This window comes from Halobacillus litoralis (assembly GCF_020171725.1).
Lineage (GTDB): Bacteria > Bacillota > Bacilli > Bacillales > Halobacillaceae > Halobacillus > Halobacillus litoralis_F.
In genome coordinates this window covers 102688-121605 of record NZ_JAIVAJ010000002.1, presented here as the reverse complement: position 1 = coordinate 121605, position 18918 = coordinate 102688, and the positions used below count along the sequence as shown (strand labels likewise).

Annotated in this window: 22 protein-coding genes and 2 tRNA genes; 3 read left to right on the top strand and 21 right to left on the bottom strand. The window is 45.2% G+C overall.

Features of this window, described 5'->3' with window-relative positions; all coding sequences use genetic code 11:
- Positions 1-140 precede the first annotated feature (140 nt).
- A complete protein-coding gene (locus tag LCM20_RS04850) occupies positions 141-620 on the top strand; it encodes a LiaI-LiaF-like domain-containing protein (RefSeq protein ID WP_225194304.1) in 480 nt (159 codons plus the stop codon).
- Between the two features lie 104 nt (positions 621-724).
- Here LCM20_RS04850 and LCM20_RS04845 read toward each other — a convergent pair whose 3' ends face one another.
- From LCM20_RS04845 to LCM20_RS04810, 8 genes are all read right to left on the bottom strand, one after another.
- Positions 725-1447: an amino acid ABC transporter ATP-binding protein gene (locus LCM20_RS04845; RefSeq protein WP_225194303.1), complete on the bottom strand. Its 723-nt coding sequence runs from the start codon at positions 1445-1447 to the stop codon at positions 725-727.
- A gap of 30 nt (positions 1448-1477) precedes the next feature.
- The gene (locus LCM20_RS04840; protein ID WP_412097980.1) at positions 1478-2155 is read right to left on the bottom strand and encodes an amino acid ABC transporter permease; all 678 of its coding nucleotides are present in this window, start codon (positions 2153-2155) and stop codon (positions 1478-1480) included.
- A 107-nt stretch (positions 2156-2262) separates the two neighbouring features.
- On the bottom strand, positions 2263-3102 hold the full coding sequence (locus tag LCM20_RS04835; RefSeq protein ID WP_225194302.1) for a transporter substrate-binding domain-containing protein: 840 nt from the start codon (positions 3100-3102) through the stop codon (positions 2263-2265).
- Positions 3103-3351: 249 nt separating this feature from the next.
- Positions 3352-3939 (bottom strand): ribosome biogenesis GTP-binding protein YihA/YsxC, encoded by a 588-nt coding sequence (yihA, locus tag LCM20_RS04830; protein WP_225194301.1) that lies wholly within the window; start codon positions 3937-3939, stop codon positions 3352-3354.
- The gene (gene lon, locus LCM20_RS04825) at positions 3929-6259 is read right to left on the bottom strand and encodes an endopeptidase La (RefSeq protein WP_225194300.1); all 2331 of its coding nucleotides are present in this window, start codon (positions 6257-6259) and stop codon (positions 3929-3931) included. The genes yihA and lon overlap by 11 nt, the downstream gene beginning before the upstream one ends.
- 264 nt (positions 6260-6523) lie before the next feature.
- On the bottom strand, positions 6524-7801 hold the full coding sequence (gene clpX, locus LCM20_RS04820) for an ATP-dependent protease ATP-binding subunit ClpX (RefSeq protein ID WP_225194299.1): 1278 nt from the start codon (positions 7799-7801) through the stop codon (positions 6524-6526).
- 327 nt (positions 7802-8128) lie between these two features.
- Positions 8129-9415, bottom strand: coding sequence for a trigger factor (gene tig, locus LCM20_RS04815; RefSeq protein ID WP_225194298.1), 1287 nt, complete (start codon positions 9413-9415; stop codon positions 8129-8131).
- Between the two features lie 159 nt (positions 9416-9574).
- The gene (locus LCM20_RS04810) at positions 9575-10561 is read right to left on the bottom strand and encodes a tetratricopeptide repeat protein (RefSeq protein ID WP_225194297.1); all 987 of its coding nucleotides are present in this window, start codon (positions 10559-10561) and stop codon (positions 9575-9577) included.
- A 355-nt stretch (positions 10562-10916) separates the two neighbouring features.
- Between LCM20_RS04810 and sda the strand changes: the two genes are divergently transcribed.
- Positions 10917-11051 carry a sporulation histidine kinase inhibitor Sda gene (gene sda / locus LCM20_RS04805; RefSeq protein ID WP_225194296.1) on the top strand — a complete coding sequence of 45 codons (135 nt, stop codon included), beginning with the start codon at positions 10917-10919 and terminating at the stop codon, positions 11049-11051.
- Between the two features lie 46 nt (positions 11052-11097).
- Here sda and LCM20_RS04800 read toward each other — a convergent pair whose 3' ends face one another.
- Both LCM20_RS04800 and LCM20_RS04795 read right to left on the bottom strand, forming a co-directional pair.
- Complete coding sequence (locus LCM20_RS04800; protein WP_225194295.1) at positions 11098-11262, bottom strand: hypothetical protein; 165 nt, start codon at positions 11260-11262, stop codon at positions 11098-11100.
- 164 nt (positions 11263-11426) lie between these two features.
- Positions 11427-11882 carry a hypothetical protein gene (locus LCM20_RS04795; protein ID WP_225194294.1) on the bottom strand — a complete coding sequence of 152 codons (456 nt, stop codon included), beginning with the start codon at positions 11880-11882 and terminating at the stop codon, positions 11427-11429.
- Between the two features lie 288 nt (positions 11883-12170).
- On the opposite strand from LCM20_RS04795, the gene LCM20_RS04790 reads away from it, so the two are divergent.
- Positions 12171-12395 carry a hypothetical protein gene (locus LCM20_RS04790; protein WP_225194293.1) on the top strand — a complete coding sequence of 75 codons (225 nt, stop codon included), beginning with the start codon at positions 12171-12173 and terminating at the stop codon, positions 12393-12395.
- Positions 12396-12397: 2 nt separating this feature from the next.
- On the opposite strand, the gene LCM20_RS04785 is transcribed toward LCM20_RS04790, so the two are convergent.
- The 11 genes from LCM20_RS04785 to LCM20_RS04740 all read right to left on the bottom strand — a co-directional run bounded on the left by LCM20_RS04785 (position 12398) and on the right by LCM20_RS04740 (position 18868).
- Positions 12398-12577, bottom strand: a complete 180-nt coding sequence (locus tag LCM20_RS04785; RefSeq protein ID WP_225194292.1) for a hypothetical protein — start codon at positions 12575-12577, stop codon at positions 12398-12400.
- A gap of 124 nt (positions 12578-12701) precedes the next feature.
- The gene (locus LCM20_RS20030; RefSeq protein ID WP_263621942.1) at positions 12702-12836 is read right to left on the bottom strand and encodes a hypothetical protein; all 135 of its coding nucleotides are present in this window, start codon (positions 12834-12836) and stop codon (positions 12702-12704) included.
- 453 nt (positions 12837-13289) lie between these two features.
- A tRNA-Arg gene (locus LCM20_RS04780) sits at positions 13290-13363 on the bottom strand.
- A 168-nt stretch (positions 13364-13531) separates the two neighbouring features.
- Positions 13532-13605 (bottom strand) — tRNA-Gly (locus LCM20_RS04775).
- Between the two features lie 328 nt (positions 13606-13933).
- Entirely contained in the window at positions 13934-14461 is a 528-nt protein-coding gene (locus LCM20_RS04770) for a metallophosphoesterase (RefSeq protein WP_225194291.1), read from the bottom strand.
- A 19-nt stretch (positions 14462-14480) separates the two neighbouring features.
- Positions 14481-15074: an XTP/dITP diphosphatase gene (locus LCM20_RS04765; RefSeq protein ID WP_225194290.1), complete on the bottom strand. Its 594-nt coding sequence runs from the start codon at positions 15072-15074 to the stop codon at positions 14481-14483.
- Entirely contained in the window at positions 15067-15831 is a 765-nt protein-coding gene (gene rph, locus LCM20_RS04760; protein WP_225194289.1) for a ribonuclease PH, read from the bottom strand. The genes LCM20_RS04765 and rph overlap by 8 nt, the downstream gene beginning before the upstream one ends.
- A gap of 140 nt (positions 15832-15971) precedes the next feature.
- Complete coding sequence (locus LCM20_RS04755; protein ID WP_225194288.1) at positions 15972-17069, bottom strand: GerMN domain-containing protein; 1098 nt, start codon at positions 17067-17069, stop codon at positions 15972-15974.
- Positions 17070-17188: 119 nt separating this feature from the next.
- Positions 17189-18007 (bottom strand): glutamate racemase, encoded by an 819-nt coding sequence (gene racE, locus LCM20_RS04750; protein WP_225194287.1) that lies wholly within the window; start codon positions 18005-18007, stop codon positions 17189-17191.
- 14 nt (positions 18008-18021) lie between these two features.
- Entirely contained in the window at positions 18022-18468 is a 447-nt protein-coding gene (locus LCM20_RS04745) for a MarR family winged helix-turn-helix transcriptional regulator (RefSeq protein WP_225194796.1), read from the bottom strand.
- Positions 18469-18643: 175 nt separating this feature from the next.
- The gene (locus LCM20_RS04740) at positions 18644-18868 is read right to left on the bottom strand and encodes a helix-turn-helix domain-containing protein (RefSeq protein WP_008635211.1); all 225 of its coding nucleotides are present in this window, start codon (positions 18866-18868) and stop codon (positions 18644-18646) included.
- Positions 18869-18918: the final 50 nt, after the last annotated feature.

Sequence of the window (18918 nt, the reverse complement as noted above, 5' to 3'; positions counted from 1 at the left end):
AATGTTACATAACGAAGAAAAATATCACTGTTTTTTTAGAACAAATATAATTTATAATCCGTTTGTAATATACCAAAACCTGCGAGCTTTCGCAAGGATGCGACATTTCAATACTATGGTAGAAAGGGCGTGATTTACACTTGAAAAAACAAAATTCATTGATAGGGTTTCTGCTGATTGGTTTCGGAATATACTTTTTTCTGCGCCAGCTGAATATACCAGAGCTTTCTCCGTTCTATACGTGGCCTTCATTGCTGATCATTACAGGCGGTGCGCTTCTATTACACAGCTACATAGCGAACGAATACACCAACCTCTTTGCGGGTGCTCTCCTATTAGGGTTCGGCATCCATTTTCACGCCATCCATTACTTCGGCTTCTGGAGTGATCACTGGGGCATTTATGTACTGATCATCGGAATCGCTTTTCTGCTTCGGTATCAGAAGTTCAAAATCGGACTGATTCCTGCCCTCATCCTAATCGGAATCGGTGCATTCGCATTGTTAACCCCTGTAACACCTGGATGGTTTAGCTGGCTTCAAGATGCTGTGCTGTTTGTCAAACGCTTCTGGCCGTTTGTACTCATCGGACTCGGTTTCTATATGGTATATAAAAAATAGCCTTTCTCTTATCTTTTACCTGAACAAGAAAAGATAAACCGAATATTGCTTAATCTCACACAAAAAAGCGGGATGCATCAGATTACGATGCATCCCGCTTCTTTTTATAAAATGGAGCTAAGGAACTCCTGCGTTCTTGTTTCTTTCGGATTTTCAAATAAATCTTTAGGTTTACCTGTTTCGACGATCTTTCCATCGTGCATATAAACGACACGATCAGCGACTTCACGCGCGAATCCCATTTCGTGCGTCACGACGACCATCGTCATTCCTTCCTGCGCGAGGTCCTTCATCGTTTGAAGTACTTCCCCGACCAGCTCAGGGTCGAGTGCTGAAGTCGGTTCATCAAACAACATGATTTCAGGCTTCATCGCCAGCGCACGTGCAATCGCGACACGCTGCTTTTGTCCACCGGAAAGTCTGGACGGGTAGACATCTGCCTTATCGGCGAGCCCGACTTTATCAAGCAGCTCTTTCCCCTCTTCTCTTGCCTGCGCTTTAGAGACTTTCTTCACTTGAATCGGAGCTTCTATGACATTTTGAAGAACCGTCTTGTGCGGGAAGAGGTTGAAGTGTTGAAACACCATGCCGACCTGCTGACGCACCTTGTTCAAGTCTTCTGTTTTAGGGTCGATATTTTCCCCTTTCAGCAGGATGTCTCCACTATTTTTCATCTCAAGGAAATTCAAGCATCTGAGCATCGTACTCTTACCGGACCCACTGGCTCCGATCAAACAGACCACTTCACTCTCATCTACTGTGAAGTCAATGCCTTTCAATACGTGTAAGTCTCCGAAATATTTATTTAAATCATGTACTTCAATCATTTTCTTACCCAATCGTAACGTCTCCCTCCATTAATCGCTTGCTGCCAGTTTCTTCTCTACTAACCCTACAAGAAGCGTAAGGATAAAGACAAGAACTAAATACCAAACCGCACAGACCAAAAGCCATGTCATGTAATCGAATGTATTCGCTCCGCGTGTTGTAGCAAGGGCAAAGATCTCCTGCACCCCGATGAAAGCTGCCAGCGAGGAGTCTTTCAATCCAATGATAAACTGGTTTCCAAGTGGCGGCAATGCCCGTCTGAAAGCCTGCGGAAGAATGATTCGGCGCATCGTCGTCATTTGACTCATTCCTAATGAGCGCCCGGCCTCGGTCTGTCCTTTTCCAATCGATTGAATGGAACCACGGAAGATCTCAGCAATGTAAGCTCCGTTGTGGAAGGCAAGACCCAAAGCAACGGACCAGAAACCGCTGATCATCCAAATGCTCGTCAGTCCATAGAAGAATACGAAGATTTGTACGATAAGAGGCGTACCACGAACGACATAAATGTAGGCATTCGCGATCCACTCCAGTGGTTTTATGTTGGAGATTTTAAGAAGGGCAAAGAATAACCCGATAAAAAGTGCAATAAAAATGGATACGACAGTCAAAGCCAGTGTGACTTGAGCCGCTTTAAAAAAGATATCACCGCTGCTGAACAACGAATCAAAAAATCCAGACCAAAACGTTACAAAGCCTAAATACAAAACGATCCACTCCCATTCTATTAAACATACAACCGATCATTCATTACGTAAGTTGAAAAAGAGTACGCGAATGCGCACTCTTTTTCGTTATGTGTCCACTCAGGTGATCATTCAGGTACCGTTGTAATATCGTCACCGAAGTATTCATTACTGATTTCGGCAAGCGTTCCATTTTCGCGAAGCGTTTCGAGTGCTGCGTTGATATCTTCAAGAAGCTTCTCGTTCCCTTTCGCAACAGCAATCGCCTGTTCACTACGTTCAATCATATCTTTTGCTTCGATTTCAAGGTCCTGCTGCATCGCTTCTTTACCTGTCAAGAAGTCTGTAATCACAGCATCGTGACGGCCCTTCGCCAATGATTGCAAAGCCACGACGTCACTGTCGTATGTCTTGATATTATCGGTTACTTCCTCTGCATATGCGCTGTAAGTGGATCCTTTGGAAACGGCAATTTCCATCCCTTCCAAGTCCTCGATGCTTTGAACATCGCTGTCTGGTCTTGTGAATACCTGCGCTCCCGAGTAGTAATAAGGTGTCGAGAAATCAACCTGCTCAGAGCGTTCAGGCGTTATCGTATGACTGGCAACCGCCGCGTCAAAACGTCCTGATTTTACACCCTCAACAATGGAAGCGAACTTCTGTTTCTGCTGACTTGGCTGCAGTCCAAGCTCTTCTGCTACAGCTTTCGCTACATCGATATCGAAACCTGTCATTTCACCACTGGCACTTGTCATACTGAACGGACGGAACTCACCCGATGCAGCATACGTAAACATGCCATCCTCCACTAATTGATAATCCGCGCCTGATTCCGTGCTTTCTCCAGAATCACCAGACGTTTCATCACCTGATTCTGCTTCTTCTTCGCCTCCACCTTCACTACTGCCACATGCAGCGGCGAAGATCATAAGGAGTCCAAGTACAATCAATAAAAATAATTTCTTCATAACCGATTCATCCCCCTTAAATGTTCTGTATGTTCGTCGTATTGCGACACTATGTAATTGTACCGTTATTTCATATAATTCCCAAAATTCAAAACTTGGCGTTTTTAGAGAAATATTCTGAATACAGAGCTCATGCTCGTCCAAACAGCTATTTACTGCTAAATGCATAAAAATGCATAAAATTAAGTAAATATTCTTTTGTAAACTATGAAAAAAGCCACCTCTTTCATCAAGAAGTGGCTTTCGTACTTATAAATTCAAATGGGACAGCATCGTTCTCCAAGCAACGTCTTTTCCTTCCCCAGTCTCTGAGGAGAATGGGATCAAATCGTCTTCCTCTTCGATCTCCAACGTTTCCCGGATCATTTTCAACTGCTTCTGCCTCTGTCCTTTTTTAATTTTATCAAGCTTCGTAGCAATGACCATCACCGGCATGCCGAAATGTTTCAAGTAGTCATACATTAAGACATCATCTTCGGTCGGCTTGTGACGGACATCGATGATGAGAGCAGTAGCACGTAACTGCTCTCTTTCAGCGAAGTATTCCTCCATCATCTTTCCCCACTTCGCCCGTTCCGTTTTAGACACTTTGGCATAGCCATATCCGGGAACATCGACGAAATGGAATTGATCATTGATGATATAAAAATTCAAGGTCTGCGTTTTACCAGGCTTTGAAGATGTCCTGGCAAGGTTCTTCCGTTGAATCATCTTATTGATGAAAGATGATTTACCTACGTTGGAACGACCGGCAAGCGCGATTTCAGGAATCAGCTGCTTCGGGTACTGCTTTTGACTTGCTGCACTAATTACAATATCTGCTGAATTAACTTTCATGAATTTCCTCCGTTAATGCGTGCTTGAGTACTTCGTCCAAATGTTTAACTGGAACGAAAGTCAAGCCCTCCTTGATGCTCTCAGGGATATCCTCCAGGTCCTTCTCGTTCTCAGAAGGAATAATCACCTTGGTCAACCCGGCTCTATGGGCACTTAAAGATTTCTGCTTCAACCCGCCGATTGGCAGCACACGTCCGCGCAGCGTAATCTCACCGGTCATCCCAACTTCTTTACGCACAGGACGCCCCGTCAACGCAGAGACTAAGGCTGTCGCCATCGTAATACCTGCTGAAGGCCCGTCTTTCGGTGTAGCACCTTCCGGGACGTGAATGTGAATATCGTTCTTTTCGACGAACTCCGGATCGATATCTAATTCATCGGCACGGGAACGAATATAACTGAAGGCTGCCTGAGCCGATTCCTTCATGACATCCCCGAGCTTTCCTGTCAGCGTCAATTGGCCTTTACCAGGATAGATTGAAACTTCGATGGATAGGGTATCTCCACCTGCTGTTGTATAAGCAAGGCCTGTCGCGGCTCCGATTTGGTCCTCAAGCTCTGCTTGTCCATACCGGAACTTAGGACGACCGAGCAGTTCCTCCAATTGTTTCTCTGTTACGACGACACGCTGCTTCTCGCCTGCCACAAGAATCTTTGCTGCCTTACGACAGATACTCGCGATTTCACGTTCTAATCCACGAACTCCGGCTTCGCGTGTGTAACGGCGAATCAGCTTAAGGAGCGCTTCCTCTCTGAACTGAAGCTGACTCTTTTTCAGACCGTTTTCTTTCACCTGTTTCGGCAAAAGGTGTTCTTTGGCAATATGAAGCTTCTCGACTTCCGTGTAACCTGCAATCGTAATGACTTCCATACGGTCACGCAATGGACCCGGGATCTGCGCCATATTGTTCGCTGTCGCAACGAACATGACCTTCGATAGATCATAGGTTTCTTCGATGAAGTGATCGCTGAAGTTTCCGTTTTGTTCAGGGTCAAGGACCTCGAGCATGGCGGAAGAAGGATCGCCTCTGAAGTCACTGGCCATTTTATCGATCTCATCCAGTAAGAAGACAGGATTCAAGGTCTCTGCACGCTTCATGCCCTGAATGATACGCCCCGGCATAGCGCCGATGTATGTCCGGCGGTGTCCTCTGATTTCCGCTTCGTCGCGCACTCCACCCAGGGAGATTCGAACAAACTTACGGTTGATGGCACGGGCAATGGATTTAGCCAGCGATGTCTTCCCGACACCCGGTGGTCCCACTAAGCATAGGATCGGTCCTTTGATGGACTGGGTCAGCCTTTGAACAGCGATATACTCGAGAACACGGTCTTTCACTTTTTCTAAGCCGTAATGGTCCTCGTCGAGAATCTTCTCGGCGTTATTCACATCGAGGTTATCTTCTGTTTCGTCGTACCAGGGAATCGTGACCAGCCACTCGATATAGTTACGAATGACGGAGCTTTCAGCTGAGCTTTGAGGCACTTTTTCATAGCGGCCGAGTTCTTTATAAGCGACCTTCTCTACACGTTCAGGCATTTGCGCCTTTTCGATTTTTTCTTTCAGCTGGGCGACTTCGCCGGACTTTCCGTCTTTATCCCCAAGCTCATTCTGTATGGCTTTCATCTGTTCACGCAGGTAGTATTCCTTCTGCGTTTTCTCCATCGACTTCTTCACTCGCTGACCGATTTTCTGCTCAATCTGGAGCACTTCTCGTTCATTCCCGATCAGCTCAATCAACTTCTGGATACGTTTCTTAACGTTTTCCATCTCGAGGATCTTCTGCTTGTCTTTCAGCTTGATCGGCAAGTGAGACGTCACGATATCGGCTAGGTGACTCGGCTCATCGATGTCTGAAACCGTATTAAACGTCTCCTGGCTGACTTTTTTTGAGACTTTGACATACTGTTCGAACTGGTTGAGAAGCGTACGCATAAGTGCCTCTTCTTCGTTTTTATCCTCATGCTCATCTTCGAGCTTGGTAATATTCGCTTTGTAAAATTCATCTTCTTCGTTTAGGTCGTCAATGGTCGCACGGTAGAGCCCTTCAACCAATACACGGTTGGTTCCGTTCGGAAGCTTCACCATTTGTTTGACACGGGCTACAGTCCCGACGCTGTACATATCACTTGAACCCGGTTCATCGATATTGACCTCTTTTTGTGATACTAGGAAAATTTCATTATCATCCATCATAGCCTGCTCTAATGCCTGGACGGATTTCTCTCGTCCCACATCCAAGTGCAGCACCATGGATGGATACACTAACAGCCCTCTAAGGGGAAGGAGGGGAATTTGAGTTCTCTGTTTTTCAGTCATTACTAGCACCTCCGTATAATGCCGGTTACGTAATTCTAATCTTATATAAAACCCTATGGAAAGTAAATGAAAGCACTCCGATGTATGCCAATTCAACACGGAAACCCCCTCACACAATGAAGTGCAAGGGGATGCTTTATGAATAGTTCTATTATGAGCGGTTCTCATGTCTTTCATCCTTAAATACAGAACCACTATACAGCAGAAGCCGCGCTACAGTCTGATGTAGCGCGGCTTCTTGTAAGAATACTCTTCTACAGTGAGTTAAGCACTCTCTTTTGGTGTCTCTTTATTTTGATCCTCAATTGTTCCATCCGTCAAAATAAGCTTCGGACGACCATTATCCGCGGTTACCGTTTCCTGTGTGATAATGCATTTTTCGATGTCATCACGAGAAGGAAGCTCATACATCACATCCAGCATAATCCCTTCGATGATGGAACGAAGTCCACGAGCACCGGTTTTACGCTCGATGGCAAGACGGGCAATTTCCCGAAGTGCATCTTCTTCAATCTCGAGCTCAACGTGATCAATTTGGAACAGCTTCTGATACTGCTTCACAAGAGCGTTCTTCGGCTTCGTAAGAATTTCGACAAGCGCCTCTTCATCAAGCTGCTCAAGACTTCCGATAACCGGAAGACGACCGATGAATTCAGGGATTAGGCCGTAGCTAAGCAAGTCTTCTGGGAGTACTTTTGTAAGCAGTTCCTTCTTCTCAGAATCGCTTGTTCCCTGTTCAGAGCCAAATCCGATGACTTTCTTACCAAGACGACGTTTGATGATTTGATCAATGCCGTCGAAAGCACCACCAACGATGAATAGAACATTCGTTGTATCGATTTGGATGAATTCTTGATGAGGATGCTTACGTCCACCTTGTGGCGGTACGCTTGCTTGTGTTCCTTCAAGAATCTTAAGCAACGCCTGCTGGACACCTTCACCTGATACATCACGTGTAATCGATGGATTCTCAGACTTACGGGCTACTTTATCGATTTCGTCGATATAAATAATCCCTTTTTCAGCTTTCTCCACATCGTAATCTGCTGCCTGGATCAGCTTCAGAAGGATGTTCTCAACGTCTTCTCCGACGTAACCTGCTTCTGTAAGCGATGTTGCATCAGCGATGGCAAATGGAACGTTCAAGATACGTGCCAGCGTCTGAGCAAGTAGGGTTTTACCGCTACCCGTCGGCCCAAGCATCAGGATGTTACTTTTCGAGAGCTCTACATCGTCGTTCTTCACACCTGCATTGATACGCTTATAGTGGTTGTAAACAGCGACAGACAAGTTTTTCTTCGCCTGGTCCTGACCGATGACGTAATCACTTAGAATTTCGCGGATTTCTTGTGGCTTCGGAACTTCTTTGAACTCAACTTCTTCTTCGTTGCCCAGTTCCTCTTCTACAATTTCCGTGCAAAGTTCAATACATTCATCACAAATATATACGCCAGGCCCTGCGACAAGCTTACGAACTTGATCCTGACTTTTACCGCAGAAAGAACATTTCAGTTGTCCTTTTTCTTCGTTGAACTTAAACATTAAATTCACCCCTTAATAAAATGACGCAATAGTTGCGACTGAAGTTTTAAGATTAGGACTTAAACGATTCAGTTTCTTTTGCCCATCATATCAAATAAACTCCAAACAAAAAAGCAATACCTATTAGAGAGGTGTGCGAGCTCTTTTGCACCAACCTCATTATGTAGATATGTCAGACATAAGTCAAACAAAAGGATATTACTACTAACCTATGTAGAATGAGGTAGATATCATTCATCGTATCCAGATATTCTTTCCCCTATACCTCGGAAACAGTAAAATATATGAGAAGACAAGGCACAATAGCACCTTGTCTTCTTATCATCATTATTCAGCTTTCGCGTTTGCTACAAGTACATCAATTGCTTTGCGCACTTTAAGATCTTCTTTGATCATATCAGTGTTGCCGCCAAGCATTGCTGTAAGCTGCTGAACATCTGTTTGGTACATAGATGCCATGTTCTCAAGTTCAGCGTTTACGTCTTCTTCAGTTGCTTCAACGCTCTCTGCATTCGCAATCGCTTCAAGAGTCAAGTTCGTTTTCACGCGCTTGCCAGCATCTTCCTTCATCTGTTCACGAAGAGCGTCTTCGTCTTGACCAGTGAATTGGAAGTACATGTCTTTTGTCATGCCCTGCATTTGCAGACGCTGTTCGAATTCTTGAACCATACGATCAAGCTCAGTGTTGACCATTGATTCAGGAATTTCGACTGTCGCGTTGTCAGATGCTTTGTTTACAAGGATATCACGCTTGTGGTTGTCAGCATCTGTTTTCTTCTGCTCTTCCAGACGCTCGCGTGTTTTCTTCTTAAGTTCATCAAGAGATTCAACTTCTTCATCAACATCTTTAGCGAATTCATCGTCAAGCTCAGGAAGTTCTTTTCCTTTTACTTCGTGAAGTTTCACTTTGAATGTTGCTTCCTGACCAGCAAGCTCTTCTGCGTGGTATTCTTCAGGGAAAGTAACAGTAACGTCTGTTTCTTCTCCTGCTTTCTTACCAACAAGCTGCTCTTCGAAGCCAGGGATGAATGAGCCGGATCCTACTTCTAGAGAGTAGTTATCTGCTTGTCCACCTTCAAATGCTTCGCCGTCAACGAAACCTTCGAAGTCCATTACAACTGTGTCGCCGTTTTCAACAGCGCCTTCTTCTTTTACAACAAGCTCAGCTTGCTTCTCCTGCATCTGCTTAAGCTCGTTGTCTACATCTTCGTCTGTTACTTCTGTAGAAAGCTCTTCGTATTCAAGACCTTTGTAATCGCCAAGCTCTACTTCAGGCTTAACTGTTACTTCTGCTGAGAAGACAACACCTTCGCCTTTTTCAATCTGCTTAACGTCTACTTCAGGCTGATCGACTGGCTCGATGCCTGTCTCTTCAACTGCTTCCGTGTAAGCTTTCGGAAGAATGATATCAAGAGCATCTTGATAAAGTGATTCCACACCGAAACGCTGTTCGAAAAGTTTACGAGGTACTTTACCCTTACGGAATCCAGGTACCTGAACCTGCTTAACTACTTTTTTGAAGGCTTGGTCAAGTGCGTTGTCGAACTCACTCGCGGATACTTCAACCGTCAATGTACCCTGATTGCCTTCATGCTTTTCCCATTTTGCTGACATAAAAAATTCCCTCCAACATCTATTCATTCATTTTCGCAGTAAATGCGAATTTTCAATTGATTCTATGACTCTGTTTACATACGAATCTAATTTGCAACCACTACATTATAACATAAACCTGTATGCTTTCAACATATGTAGATAAGACGAGACAAATTCTTACGATTCCCCTACAAGCATTGTGTAATGCTGCTCGCATAATTCGATCTCTTCCTTGTACCGTTCAATGTCCTGAAAGTCCTGCTCAGATTGATATGGAATCTGTAAATAATAGTGACCAAGCTGCTTCAATGCTTCGACAATAACCGGTACTTCCTCTTCCGTCGGGAAAATCGGATATCGCACATAGAAATAACGATAGAGCAATTTGTTCGTCATCTCATACATCGTCGGGTTGCTTTGTTCCATATCCCCAAGCCGCATCTGTATCTGCTTGATGATATAATCGGACTGGAACTGATTCAATTCGCTTGGCACGATTTCAAAGGTCTGACCAAACTTCACGACAGGCAAAGTCTCATCAACTCCCGCTTCGGTAAACCATTCAATGATTGAAGTTTTGATAATCGGATGAACCCCACTATCCGTCAACAGCTCTTTAAACTCCTCGATGTGGCTGGATGCAGACTGCTTTCTCAATTGATCGAGCGCTCTCCACTGAGCAGACAAATCTTTACTCTCGACCGCTTGCAGAAAATCAGACTTCCACTTGTTCCCTTGTTCCTTCTGGTGTCCTTCGAGCAGCTTGCGACTGACTTCGAACATCTGCCAAAGCTGAGTACGGCTTTGATGCGGGATATCTTCAGACTGAAAAACCTCTTCCAGCAAGTCTACAATTTCCTGGTATCTGTTTCGTTTGAACAAAATAGTTATGTACATATGTAAATAATGATAGTACTGTTCATCCAGACTGACTTTCATCTGCTTTTGACAGAGATCCTCTGCCTTATCGAATTCACCCGTTTCAATCCAGCTCATCAAGAGTCCCGTTACCACATCATCACTCGCCACTTCATACGCTAAAAGAGGCTCCAATGCTTCAACGGCGTCCGTGTATCTTTTTTGTTTCAGCGCCTCGAAACCGACCTTCTCCAGCCGCGTCTTCCATTTCGGGAACATGACGACTTTTTCTCTTTCATTCTCCATAGCGCACCCTTCCTGTTTTTGTGAAATGACATACCTTCCACTATTCTATCCTAAAACGTATGTAATCAAACGCGTATTTATTTTTTTATGCCGTAAAAATATGACCAACTTCCCATTGGACAATAATATAACAGCCCCAAACCAAACACAACCAATCTGTACAGTATCCTGAATTGTACGACAATTATTTTTCTGAAAAAATAAAAAAATGATACTAGTTTGCCCGAAAAAGGACTTTAGACTCATGTTATCGTGTCCAGTTCTGTTAAAATTAGTCATTGTGCGAAGCAATCAAAGATGTACGAACAAGACAGTCACATAACTTATTGAAAATAAAGTAAGGAGATGTAGAGACGTGTCGGTACTAGACGATCAAACCCTACTTAAAACGTACGAAGAATCCTTGAAGCTTAATTTAGATAAGGAATTTTTGCAATTGATTACGAAAGAATTAAAAAGACGTCGCTTGACTATACCGTTTGCATTCTAGAAAAAAGGCTGCCTCAGCAATAGAGGCAGCCTTTTTTATTCACTTATTATTGGTTTCGTGATGCCTGCCCTTGAAACTGGTTCGTCATTTTAGCGATTCCAGGAAGAGCATTCTGCAATTGACCACCTTGACCTGTCATCATACTGTAAGTGGCAGCACCTACACCGACTGAGGCGATGATCGGCAGCCATTGGATGTTATTTTTCTTCATCGTTGATCACTCCCAATAAGATTGGCCGTTAAGCCTGTCTTATTATGTGAGCCAAACAAGGATGTACCCGTAATAAGTTTTTCCAGAATAGGAATCCCTTTTGACGGAATGCATTAATGTTCGACACGTTCGGACATAATAATGAAGAAACTTGGATATCATATCTACTCTCTTATCAGATCTGTTGGCAGATCATGTTGCTTAAAGACATCTCGAACATGATCCCTTAACTTCTGCCGCTCCTCATCCGAAAGTTCACGTTCGTAAGGATACTCTGCATCTTCGGGGATCATGATGGTGCTTTTTTCTTGCAGCGTCACCACCTGATCATCCGGATTCTCTTGAGAGTCCTGTTCGCTGTGAGAAAAAGTGAGCGTCGTTTCTATGTATTCTCCATTTTCATCATACTTGTCTTTAATTAAAAAGCCGGTGACTTCCAAATTTCTCATGTCCGTGTCCCCCTTCATGTACGTGAGGGTATTCGAGTGCGTCACGCCATCTGTCTGGAAGGACTCCATCGCAAAAACCTCTGTCGTTTCCCGTCTATCGTCGCTGGAGCACGAGACGAGAAGCCCTATACTTACCACAACGGCAAACAAAATCAATTTTCTTCTGAACATATGATACCTCCTCCCATCACCGTAACATACGTCATTTCCATCTGACATCCTCCCATTTTCTTGTCGGATGCTGATACACATGAAAAATATGGTACAATGACGTCAAAACACATCATAAGGAGCAAAATTATGGACAGCGACATCATTGTAGGCTTTCTGTTGATCATCGTCATCGGCGTCATCACGTGGATGGGCAAAAAAGCCAGGCAGGAAAACCGCAGAAAATAACGAAACGCACAAAGGAGAGGTACTTTGAAACGGATCAACTTACGAATTCCCTTAACAATATTGTCAATCGGACTTATGACTATTTTCCTTGAGGCATTCCCACAAGAGGTGATGAATCTGATGCCCCCACTTCTTGCCTATTTCCTTCCACCGATTATCGTGGCAGTACTATTTGGTTACTTTGAAAAGACGAAATGGAATGGGGCAAAGGCGCCTTTGTGGATCGGGGTCTGTGTGGCTGTATTCGGTCTTTCATTGGAGCCGCTCTTCCAATGGATCGCCTAGCTTTATTTGACTTGTAATTGAATCGGAGCTGTATTTAATGCGTACTGCTTCGAATCAATGGAAAAAAAAGAGGTCTCAGCATAGACATCATACTTGCCCTCTTCCAGTTCAACGTCTCTTAATGTCTGTGTGAACCTCTCTTCCCCCTCCAAAGTCGAACTGATCTGTTTAAAATCAACCACGTCAACGACCTCACCATTCTCATAGTCTTTAACAACGATGGAAGCATCAGGTTTAGAGGTGAGATTTAAGACTGCTCCTCCTGTATATTCGAAATACGAACGAATCTCAATCTTTCCTCCCTCCTCAAAAAACGGACTCTTCCCCCTCTATCACCAGTTTAAAATCGTCTGTTACTCTTTGTTCATTAACCGGACCATTTGGAACGCAACCAGCTAGCAAGAAACTGACCGCCATCCATACAAAAACAAAGCTATTCAATTTTTATCCTCCTGTTTGATTAGAGCGCATCATAACCGTGCAACAACTCACACGTTTTCATCCACCATACCTAACATGTAAGCTTTTGTGAAGATTGCATTTACTTTCTATAACTCATGATGACTGGCATAGTTTTGTCGATTTAATCATCCAGCAGAATGTTCCCACTAAATCAATTAGTTCTCGTGTACGTCATAAAGATTGGAATGCGATGGATATCTATGGTCATCATATCGGAGAAGTAGACCAATTAGAAGATGGACACTTCAATGTATTTTTTTAATAAGAAAGCCACTCTAAATGAACTAATCATGAATCCATTCCACCCATGATAAATCCACCCCATTCGGGGCAGAAATGGTGATTTCAACTACCTGCCGCCACTTTATCAGAAGGAAAACAAAAAACGCTGAAATCCTTGTCTAGCAAAGGTTTCAGCGTTTTTTCAGTTAGCGTCCCAGGAGGGATTCGAACCCCCGACCCACAGCTTAGAAGGCTGTTGCTCTATCCAGCTGAGCTACTGGGACATAGAATGGATATATAATTAAATGCTCATTCGTTCGTTGAGCTGTCGTCCCGATTTCCCTGGGTAATTCATAGAAGTAAATGAAATCAGTACGTTGAAGTGTAGCTTCGAAGCGGATTCGTTCATGCTCTATCCAGCTGAGCTACTGGGACACGTCTTAAAATATGTATGGAGCGGGTGAAGGGAATCGAACCCTCATCATCAGCTTGGAAGGCTGAGGTTTTACCACTAAACTACACCCGCATATATGTAAATTCATTATCCTTGTTGTGAACTAGATCGTCATGCCTCTTCCTCTGCAAGCTTACTCAGGGAAGTGTATCCGTCGAGGCAACTCGAAGTATACTCGGTGAAGTTTCGCTCGTGGCTGAGGTTTTACCACTAAACTACACCCGCATATATGTAAATTCATTATCCTTGTTGTGAACTAGGTCGTCATGCCTCTTCCTCTGCAAGATTACTCAGGGAAGTGTATCCGTCAAAGGCTTCAACAAATTGCTTTCTTTTGAAGCGGACAAGAATAATAATATAATGAATCACCTAAAAAGTCAACAGGTTGCAGCAAAGAAATTTAATTCTTTGCCGCAAGTGAAGTTTCAAGCTTCACATCCTGCATGGGTTCTCCGTTGACGTGGTGGAACTGAACCGTGACGTTGTCGAGTGTATCCCATTCGAGAATGGCATAGGAAGGCTCTTTATGGTCGCGTGGGAGGCGTATGCTTCCTGGGTTGATAAAGAGCTTATCGTTCACTTTCTCCGCTCCTGCGATGTGTGAGTGGCCGAAGCAGGCGATCTGTGCTCCAGCTTCCTCAGCACGGTAGGAGAGAGGCATCAGGGTCGATTTGATTTGATAGAGGTGACCGTGTGTAGCAAGGATTTTGACGTCCCCTACTTCCACGACCTGGTCGTTCTCCATCTCTGGTTCGAAATCGCAGTTCCCTTTTGCGTAATGATAGCCTTGCAGCTCTTCTGCATCGTAAGACAGTTCAGAGTCGCCACAGTGGATCATGGCGTCGACTTCAGCTTGATGTCGAGCTTTGATTTCTTGGACTTCCTCTGTTAATCCGTGGCTGTCACTTATGATCAATACTTTCGGCATGGTTGATTCGCCCCCTAGTTTAAGCGTTTTTCAGCCATTCCTCCAGTTGAATGATGGCATGGTGGCGGTGGCTGATGGCATTTTTTTCATCTGACGTATGTTCAGCTAAGGTGCGCGAAGCTCCCTTCGGAACAAAAACAGGATCGTACCCGAACCCGTGCTCTCCCTGGGGCTCTTCTGCAATAGAGCCTTCACACGTGCCGATTTTCACGAAGGTCTCTTCACCGGGTCTCGCGACGGCAGCGGCACAGACAAAACGGGCGGTGCGCTCTTCTCTTGGCACCCCTTTCAAGTTGTCGAGCACCTTCTGCAGGTTCTTCTCGTCATTTTTTTCAAGTCCAGCATAGCGGGCGGAGTAGACGCCTGGCTCTCCGTCGAGTGCATCGACTTTAAGTCCTGAATCGTCAGCCAGAACGGGTGTGTTCAGAAGCTTTGAAATAGCTTCTGCTTTGATTGTCGCGTTTTCAGTAAACGTGGTGCCCGTCTCTTCGATGTCATCCATTGGTTCGTCGAAATCTAGTAATGACTTTACCTCAATTCCGTATTTCGAAAACATTTCACGGAATTCGCGCACTTTTCCTTCGTTTTTGGTCGCGATGATCAATTTATTCATTGCTCGCTTTCTCCTTCGCGTTCTCAATGACTTCCGCATAGCTGCCGATCGCTTCCTTCTGCATCTCGACCAGCTCTTCTACACCCTTCTGAGCGAGAGAAAGCATCGTTTGAAGTTGTGGCATTGTGAAGGTCGCTTCCTCACCCGTCCCTTGAAGCTCAACGAACTCTCCGTCGCCAGTCATGACGACGTTCATATCAACGTGCGCCTTGCTGTCTTCTTCATAGCAGAGGTCAAGGATTTCTTCTCCGTCCGGCGTAACGCCAACTGAGATCGCCGTTAAGTAATCTGTAATCGGAAGTTTTTTGATTTTACCGCCGTCCACAAGCTTACCAAGGGCCAGTACAACTGCTACAAAAGCTCCGGTAATGGAAGCTGTACGCGTTCCTCCGTCTGCTTGGATGACGTCACAGTCGACCCATACGGTACGTTCACCGATAGAATCCAAGTCGACAACGGCACGCAGTGCACGACCGATCAGGCGCTGGATTTCCATTGTACGTCCGGATACTTTCCCTTTGGACGATTCACGGATGTTACGATGCTCTGTAGCTCGCGGGAGCATCGCATATTCAGCAGTGATCCACCCTTTTCCCTGACCGCGCAGAAATGGTGGTACACGATCCTCAACACTTGCGTTACAAATGACTTTTGTATCTCCAAAACTAATGAGAACAGAGCCTTCCGGATGCTTCACATAGTCGGTTTCAATCGTTACGTTTCTTAGTTGGTTCACTTCTCTTTGATCATTTCTCATCTCAATGACCTCCTTCAATCATCTCACTTATCCTTGCCCATCTTAACACAATTTCACAAGTGAATGTAGTAACCTCGCCCCTCGGCAAGTGTCTTTTTGAACAGAACAACAAAAAAACCCTCACAGGGAGGGCTCTTCTGTTACATTTCTACCGCTTGATTGATATCTGAGCGGGTGACCGGTTCCACAAGCGGTTTACCGAGTTCACTGATCACCTGCTCCGTTCCTTCTACATTCACTTCAACGGATTCGACTTCTTCAAGGTCCGTCAGGCTCATGACTAAGCTCGCGAGCGCTGCGTCTGATAAAGTCGGCTGGTCTTGTCCAGTGAGGATCGCCTCATTGAATGAAAGCGAGAGGACTCCGTTATGGAGCTCTGTTTTCAATACTTCCGCCCCTTCATTGAACGGCTGAAGGAGAGATGTTTCTAAAGCTGGTCCACCCAGCAAAGCTTGGACGACTGTCGAGTACACATCGTCACTTTTTTCCACACGTGTCGTAACAGGGACTTGGTAAATATGATTCCCCGACTGCGACGGGAAGTATACCGTGACCGCTTCTGTATTCACGACATCAACGTGGTCGGATACTTGAACGTTGATCCCGTTGGAACGGGAAACCCCACTGGAAACAGGGGTTCCGTCCACAGGCATCACATCTTGCTCAAATCCGTTGATCCATAATTTTATTCGCTCGATTCCTTCGAATTGCGTTAACGTGTAGGTCATCGCCTCAAGGATTTTCTGTTCATCTTTCGCATCATAGTTCTTGAATTCCTCGGATAAATCGACGACCATCGTGCCGTCTGATTCAGGATTAAGCCCAAGGACCTCCGTTCCAGCTGGAAGGACAGCTTGGAAGCCTGTCGGAAGCAGGTTCGTGACAGGACCGTCTTTCACTAAGTATTCTAACGCTTGAGCAGCAGCTTCCTGAGAGGCTGGCAGCTCGATTGTTTGAGGGGCAATCATCCCGTTTTCGTCCATTAAATACAACTCACGTGAAACCGTTTGAGAGGATTCTTCCGTTTCCTCTGCGCCCTCCTCCCCTTCGCTCGGTGCCTCCTCTTGTTCAGGAGCTTCTTCTTCCAACTCTTTATCCGGCGTGGTGTTCACCGCTTGTTCCGGGCTGTCCATTTTCTCTAACGTCTGCTCTCCTTCGAATAAACATCCAGAGAGAAGCCCAGTTGCTAACAAAAGAAATACCGCAATGACGACCGGCTTGAAACCGAGGCTCTTCATACTATTCCCCTCCTGAGATAGATTGTACTACCATATATACGAGCCCCAATTTGGATTAGACCACTGAATTTTTTTCAGCAGCCGCTGTATATTTTCCGCAACAAAAAAAGCCCTGCTGTTTAAGCAGAGCTTCTCGTTCCTTCCAGTTCGACCAGCTCAAGAATTTGAACAGGGTCTTCAAACCAGCTGTTGGCGACAACGCGGAACTTCTCAATGTCACCTGTCGTATAAAATTCATGTACGGGCTGCTCATTCGATGTGTTCAGGGCCCGGTGGTATGCGAGAATCAAACTTGCTTCCCTCGCCGTTTCCTCACCGGAGCTGATCACTTGAATGTGATCGCCCATCTCTTTTTGAACGAGATGTCGGATCAACGGGTAGTGCGTACACCCGAGGATCAATGTATCGATATGGTTCATCTCTTTGAGAGGCGTAAGTGTTCTTGCGACGACACCTTCCGCTTCAGCCCCTTCAAGAATACCGTCCTCCACCATGGGAACAAAAGGAGGGCACGCCAGATCGTTGACACGAATCTTAGCATCAATCGCACGCAGCGCATTCGGGTAGGCTTTCGAGTTGATCGTCCCCTCTGTTCCAATGACACCGATCCGTTTGTTCTGACTCACTTTGATGGCTGCTCTAGCCCCAGGCTCAATCACTCCGATAACGGGAATTGAGAGCTGTTCCTGAAGTTCCTCAAGCGTAAAGGCGGTTGCCGTGTTGCAGGCAATGACGAGCATCTTGATTTCTTTTTCCAATAAATAATTGACCATCTGCCATGTAAAAGCGCGGACTTCGTCTTCCGGGCGTGGTCCATATGGGCACCGCTGTGTGTCGCCTAAATAGATAAAGCGTTCTTTAGGAAGCTGACGCATCAATTCGCGCGCCACGGTCAAACCACCGACTCCAGAATCAATCACTCCTATTGGCTGTCTCACATCATATCCCCCACTTACTCTTCTTCTGACGCCTGATCAATGGCCAGCATATTGGTATGAAGCACACGGAGAAGTCTGTTCAATGTCTCTACATCTTCCTCCGGAACGTCGGTTAACACTTCTTCGAGATACTGTTGTCGCTTCTCAATCACTTCGTGGATGATCTTCTTACCTTTATCGAGCACTTGTATTCTCACAACCCGACGATCTTTAGGATCACGAATGCGTTCGACGAGCTCGTTCTTCTCCATACGATCGACAAGGTCTGTAGTGGTGCTGCAGGCTAAATGAATATGGTTGGACAATTCCCCGATCGTCATGTCCCCTTTTTCAAGTAACCACTGTAAAGCAACAAATTGCGGAGCCGTGATGGGGTAATGATTAAGGATTACCCGTCCGCGCTGCTTAATGATTCCGGCTATGTATCTTAATTCTTTCTCCACATCCGCAACTTTAGTCATCTGATCCGATTTTGACACTAACAGCACTCCTTAACGTTTAGTCGTTATCCTTCATTCTCATGCTTTGATGCTGAAATTTCAAGGCTAACCTTTCATTTTCGACAAAAAATACTTTCAGGCACCGTTAAGCACCTGAAAGGTCATTCGGTTCCATGCCGCATTCGCATCATAGAGCTTAAAGCTCCAGTTCACCCATACGAAGCAGTTCTACAACTGCCTGTGAGCGACCTTTCACGCCTAACTTCTGCATGGCGTTGGAAATGTGATTCCGTACAGTTTTCTCCGAGATGAAAAGCTCTTTTGCAATCTCTCTCGTTGTTTTGTCTTGCACCAGAAGCTCAAAGACTTCTCGCTCCCGCTTGGTAAGAATCTGTGTTGGCCGATAGCCGTCCTCCTTCACAAGCGTACCCCTCCTTGTTCTCGTGAGCGTGAGAGGGGAATTATTTAGTC

Excerpts from the sequence above, each read along its gene's own strand:
- LCM20_RS04845 (WP_225194303.1), bottom strand. The coding sequence starts at position 1,447 with ATGATTGAAGTACATGATTTAAATAAATATTTCGGAGACTTACACGTA.
- LCM20_RS04835 (WP_225194302.1), bottom strand. The coding sequence starts at position 3,102 with ATGAAGAAATTATTTTTATTGATTGTACTTGGACTCCTTATGATCTTC.
- yihA (WP_225194301.1), bottom strand. The coding sequence starts at position 3,939 with ATGAAAGTTAATTCAGCAGATATTGTAATTAGTGCAGCAAGTCAAAAG.
- lon (WP_225194300.1), bottom strand. The coding sequence starts at position 6,259 with ATGACTGAAAAACAGAGAACTCAAATTCCCCTCCTTCCCCTTAGAGGG.
- clpX (WP_225194299.1), bottom strand. The coding sequence starts at position 7,801 with ATGTTTAAGTTCAACGAAGAAAAAGGACAACTGAAATGTTCTTTCTGC.
- tig (WP_225194298.1), bottom strand. The coding sequence starts at position 9,415 with ATGTCAGCAAAATGGGAAAAGCATGAAGGCAATCAGGGTACATTGACG.
- LCM20_RS04810 (WP_225194297.1), bottom strand. The coding sequence starts at position 10,561 with ATGGAGAATGAAAGAGAAAAAGTCGTCATGTTCCCGAAATGGAAGACG.
- LCM20_RS04800 (WP_225194295.1), bottom strand. The coding sequence starts at position 11,262 with ATGAAGAAAAATAACATCCAATGGCTGCCGATCATCGCCTCAGTCGGT.
- LCM20_RS04795 (WP_225194294.1), bottom strand. The coding sequence starts at position 11,882 with ATGTTCAGAAGAAAATTGATTTTGTTTGCCGTTGTGGTAAGTATAGGG.
- LCM20_RS04770 (WP_225194291.1), bottom strand. The coding sequence starts at position 14,461 with ATGCCGAAAGTATTGATCATAAGTGACAGCCACGGATTAACAGAGGAA.
- LCM20_RS04765 (WP_225194290.1), bottom strand. The coding sequence starts at position 15,074 with ATGAATAAATTGATCATCGCGACCAAAAACGAAGGAAAAGTGCGCGAA.
- rph (WP_225194289.1), bottom strand. The coding sequence starts at position 15,831 with ATGAGAAATGATCAAAGAGAAGTGAACCAACTAAGAAACGTAACGATT.
- LCM20_RS04755 (WP_225194288.1), bottom strand. The coding sequence starts at position 17,069 with ATGAAGAGCCTCGGTTTCAAGCCGGTCGTCATTGCGGTATTTCTTTTG.
- LCM20_RS04745 (WP_225194796.1), bottom strand. The coding sequence starts at position 18,468 with ATGACTAAAGTTGCGGATGTGGAGAAAGAATTAAGATACATAGCCGGA.